This is a genomic window from Natrinema pallidum DSM 3751 (assembly GCF_000337615.1).
Taxonomy (GTDB): domain Archaea; phylum Halobacteriota; class Halobacteria; order Halobacteriales; family Natrialbaceae; genus Natrinema; species Natrinema pallidum.
In genome coordinates this window covers 1-4,748 of the sequence record NZ_AOII01000018.1, presented here as the reverse complement: position 1 = coordinate 4,748, position 4,748 = coordinate 1, and the positions used below count along the sequence as shown (strand labels likewise).

Here is a 4,748-nt window from a genome sequence, read left to right as displayed (position 1 = left end):
GAGCCGCTGATCTGACTACTCAGGTCCGGGTCGTAGGCCGTGAGACCCGCCTGACTAAGGTCGGCGTTCCCGAGATCGACATCGAGGGTGCGCTCGCCACGTTCGCTATCGATGTCGAAGTTCGAGCCGGCGAGGTGCCAGCCGTTCGCCATCGAGACCGCGCCGGGCGAGACGCGGCCGTCCGTCTCGTAGTCGAAGCCGAGACGCGCGTCCGCGTTCGCGTCCACGTAGAATCCGCGGTGGAGGTCACCGGGAGTATCGACGACATCGCCGTTCTCGCTGATGCTAATATCCGTGTACTCCTCGGTTTCGGGATCCCACGTCGACATTGAATCCACGTTCTGCTCGTAGAGGGCCGCCGGCTGCGGGATCGAAACCAGGTTGTAGCCCTCGTCGAGGCTGGTGGTTTCGTGGACGAGATCGACCGTCGCCGGCTCTCCGACGTTGACCCCGGCGATGTTAACCTCGACGTCTTCCTGCGTTTCGACGTCGATCTGTGTCGGGTCGATCTGCGTCTCGAATTCGCCATCGGTGACCGTTGGCGTGGCGACCGCCTCACCGGCGATGGTGACGGTAACGGTCTCATCGTTAACGGGGGTTCCTTCTGCGTCTTTGATCCCCGTCGCTTCGACCGTCACTGTTCCGCCGTCATCGACGACGCCGACGAAATCGGCGTCGATGGTCGTCTCTTCGGCGGTGAACTCGCCTCCCGACTGTGCGGCAGCCGAGCCGGCAAACGCCGTCGTCATGCCGAAGACCGATACCACCATGATCGCGGCCAGAAGGACCGCTCTAACTTGCTCCCGTGTGCCTGTCATATGTCGGTCGTGGGAGATGAGACTGGTTCAGTTNCCAGGAGATGCGCCGGCGCTGTGGCTCGACGTCGAACGCCGCGTCACGAATCGCCGGCTGGCACCCCCCTACGTTCCGGATCCCGAGACGGACTCGAGATCCTGAACAGTTACTCCCATTATACACTGCATTGATACGTTTTCGACCCGGCCCGGGTAAGGCTAATCGCTATTATAATTAGGCAGATCTACAAACATGATAATATGAATTACATCGGTGAGGAGCTGTCCGAGGACGCCATCGATGACGGCCTGGCGCTCGTAGGCGAACTGGCCGACACCGGACGGTGGTGCTACGATCCCGCGTCCGACGCTCTCTACCTCTCGTCGGACGCCCGCGAGCTGCCTGGGGTTCCCGACTCCCCAACCGTTTCTATCGACGAGTTCCTAAACCGCGTCCGCCCAGACGACCGCGAGGCCGTCGCCGGCACGCTGACCGATCCCGGCAGTAACCCCGGGATCCAGCAGGCCGGCCAATCCACGGCCGATCCGAACGCCGAGGAATCTTCTTCTCGAACCACCGACCGAACCGACCACTGGATGCTCGCTGACAGCGAGTGGCTCCCCCTCCGAACGATCGGGCGCTGGGACCGCGACGCCGACCGCGTCGTCGGCGCGATCCAGGCCCGTTCGGTTCACGCTGACGACGAACTGGGCCTCTTCTACGAGGGACCGACAGTCGTCTTCAAGTGGCGCAACACCGNGATCCGAACGCCGAGGAATCTTCTTCTCGACCCACCGACCGAACCGACCACTGGATGCTCGCTGACAGCGAGTGGCTCCCCCTCCGAACGATCGGGCGCTGGGACCGCGACGCCGACCGCGTCGTCGGCGCGATCCAGGCCCGTTCGGTTCACGCTGACGACGAACTGGGCCTCTTCTACGAGGGACCGACAGTCGTCTTCAAGTGGCGCAACACCGAGGGCTGGCCGGTGGAGTATGTCTCGCCGAACGTGACCGACGTCTTAGGCTACGGGCCTGAGGACTTCTACGCCGGCGAAGTACAGTATGCCGACCTCGTCCACGACGAGGACTTAGAGCGGGTTGACGATGAAGTCGCCCGCAACAGCACCGACGGCACCGACCGGTTCCACCACGACCCCTACCGGATCGTCACGAAGGACGGGGACGTTCGCTGGGTCCTCGATTACACGAAGGTTGTCCGTCGCGATGGCGAGATCACCCACTACCTGGGCTATCTGGTCGACGTCACCGAGCGGAAGGACCAGCAGCTTCGCCTCGAGCAGGCCGAGTCCGTCGGCAACTTCGGAACCTGGACGTGGTCCGAATCCGACGGCTCGTTCCTCTGGTCCGACGGGATATACGACATCCTCGAGCGACCCTACGACGCGGAGCCGCTGTCACTCGACGCGTTCATAGACGTGATTCACCCGGCGGATCGGGAGGAGTTCCGAGCCGCTCGCCGCGCCGCTAAGAACGGGAACCCATACGACGTCGTGTACCGCATCGATGTCAATGGGACGACAAAGTGGGTCTGGGAGCGCGCTGAGTTCACGTTCGATGCCGACGGGAGTCCGGTGGCTGCGACGGGTGTGCTCAGGGATATCACCGATCGAAAGCGCCGAGAACAGCAACTAGAGACGCTGAACGAGACGGGCCAGGAGCTACTGCAGATCGAGTCGAATGAGGCGATCGCCGACACTGTAGCCGATGTCGCCGCCGAGATCTTCGATGTGTCGGGCGCCGGAATCAATTTGTACGACGACTCCAAAGAGGCATTGCTCCCGGCTGCGTACACGATCTCTGACGGCGCTAACTTCGAGACGTCGCCAGCATTTTCGCCGGGTGAAANCCCCGCGTGGGAGGCCTTCGTGTCACAGACCCGAGTCTCGTTCGATCGCACCGACGTTTCAGAGTCGATGACGGACGAGACACCGATCCGGAGCGGTGAAGTGTTTTCGCTCGGGGATCACGGAGTATTCGTCCTCAGCAAAACGGCCTCCCAGTCGTTCGACGAACGGACAATCGAAGCCGCGAGCGTGCTTGCCGCGACGACGGAAGCCGCTCTGGATAGAGCGGCGAAGACGCGCTCGCTTCGAGAGCGGACCGCGAAAGCGACGGCGAAAGAGGAGGAACTCGAGTACGTCACAGAGCTCAATGAGACGATTCGGTCCCTTCATACAGCATTAGTAGAAGCGGAATCCGATGCCGAGATTCACCGCTCGGTCTGTTGGGCGTTGACGACGATCGACGGCTTCGACGGCACGTGGATCGGCGAGCCCGATACCAAGCGAAACGACATCGTACCCGCCGCCGAATCAACGACCCCTGACAACTACCTTGATGACCAACAGTTCTCGCTGAACGCCGAGACTCCGGCACCGCCGGCGCGCGCCGCCCGGGATAGAACAGTCGTCGACGTCGATCGCATTCCTCAAAATGTCCAGCGCGAGGACTGGCGGAACACGGCACTCATCCACGGCTATCGATCCGTCGTCAGCGTTCCGATTCAGTACGAGGAACATCCGTCTTTAGTTAAGCGAGAAACCGCGTGATAGCGGCGGCTTATCGAGGCACCTTTCGGAAGGAATGAGGAAGTCCAGTCTGTGCACGACNTCCTCATCTCGGATTATGCGTCGGCTCACTACACTGTTTCCCTCTGAGTTCCTTGAAGAGCACGCCGAGGAACTCGGCGTGGTCGAACGTGACCGCAAGCTCCAGATCCCTGCCTTCGTTTGGGCATTCGTGTTCGGCTTCGCCGCAGGCGAAAGCCGAACACTCGCCGGGTTTAGACGCTGTTACAACTCGACTGCCGATGAGACGATCTCTCCGGGTGGATTCTATCAGCGGTTGACACCGACGCTTGCGGAGTATCTCCGCGACCTCGTTGAGCATGGTCTCGACGAGGTCGCTGTTCCTAACGCTGTTGACGCTGATATCGACCGATTTAGAGACGTGATGATCGCTGATGGAACGGTGTTGCGGTTACACGAATTTCTCTCAGATCAGTTCGAAGCCCGCCACGAGGAGCAGGCTGGAGCGAAGCTCCACCTGCTCCACAATGCCACAGAGCAGACGATTGAACGGCTCGATACTGCTAACGAGAAAACGCACGACAGCACCTTGTTCAAAACAGGGCCGTGGCTTGAGAATCGCCTCGTGTTGTTCGATCTCGCCTACTTCAAGTACCGCCGGTTTGCGCTGATCGACGAAAACGACGGCTACTTCGTGAGTCGGCTGAAGCAGAACGCGAATCCGCTGATTACGAGGGAGTTACGGGAATGGCGCGGTCGCGCCATTCCCTTAGAGGGCAAGCAGCTCCGAGCTGTTCTCGACGATCTCGATCGGAAGTACATCGATGTAGAAGTCGAAGTCGAATTCAAACGAGGGCCGTACAATGGGACGCGGTCACTAGATACGAAGCGATTTCGCGTCGTCGGCGTCCGCGACGAGGACGCCGACGACTACCACCTGTACATGACGAATTTAGCGAGGAAGGAGTTCTTTCCGGCGGATTTAGCGGAGATCTACCGCTGTCGGTGGGAAGTTGAGTTGCTGTTCCGGGAGCTGAAGACGCAGTACGAATTGGACGAGTTCGACACGAGTGACGAACACGTGGTGAGGATCTTATTGTACGCAGCGCTGCTGTCGCTGCTTGTAAGCCGCGATCTGTTGGATCTAGTCACTGAGCAGGCGGATGATGAGCTTGTGTTTCCGACAGAGCGCTGGGCGGCGACCTTCCGGTCGCACGCCCAGCTCATTCTCCACGAACTCGGTGAGTTCCTCGGCTATTCACCACCGCCGCTGCTCGACCGGCTGATCGAAGACGCTCAGAAGATCCACAAGCAACGACCAATCTTACAAGAGACGCTCGCTACCACTACACAACCGAGGTGTGAGGCTTAACTAAAGACGGATGACCGATCGAATACTTCG

The 4,748-nt window shown here is 60.4% G+C and carries 3 protein-coding genes; 2 read left to right on the top strand and 1 reads right to left on the bottom strand.

The annotated features are described in order from the left end of the window. The coding region (locus C487_RS01535; RefSeq protein ID WP_193787922.1) for a surface glycoprotein at window positions 1–818 on the bottom strand (818 nt) is incomplete at its 3' end. Window positions 819–1,609: 791 nt separating this feature from the next. Here C487_RS01535 and C487_RS01525 point away from each other — a divergent pair. Together C487_RS01525 and C487_RS01520 are read left to right on the top strand one after the other, a co-directional pair. Then, window positions 1,610–3,367: a GAF domain-containing protein gene (locus C487_RS01525; protein ID WP_006183908.1), complete on the top strand. Its 1,758-nt coding sequence runs from the start codon at window positions 1,610–1,612 to the stop codon at window positions 3,365–3,367. Window positions 3,368–3,443: 76 nt separating this feature from the next. Then, window positions 3,444–4,718 carry an IS4-like element ISH8A family transposase gene (locus C487_RS01520; RefSeq protein ID WP_006183907.1) on the top strand — a complete coding sequence of 425 codons (1,275 nt, stop codon included), beginning with the start codon at window positions 3,444–3,446 and terminating at the stop codon, window positions 4,716–4,718. Window positions 4,719–4,748 lie beyond the last annotated feature (30 nt).

Excerpts from the sequence above, each read along its gene's own strand:
- C487_RS01520 (WP_006183907.1), top strand. The coding sequence starts at position 3,444 with ATGCGTCGGCTCACTACACTGTTTCCCTCTGAGTTCCTTGAAGAGCAC.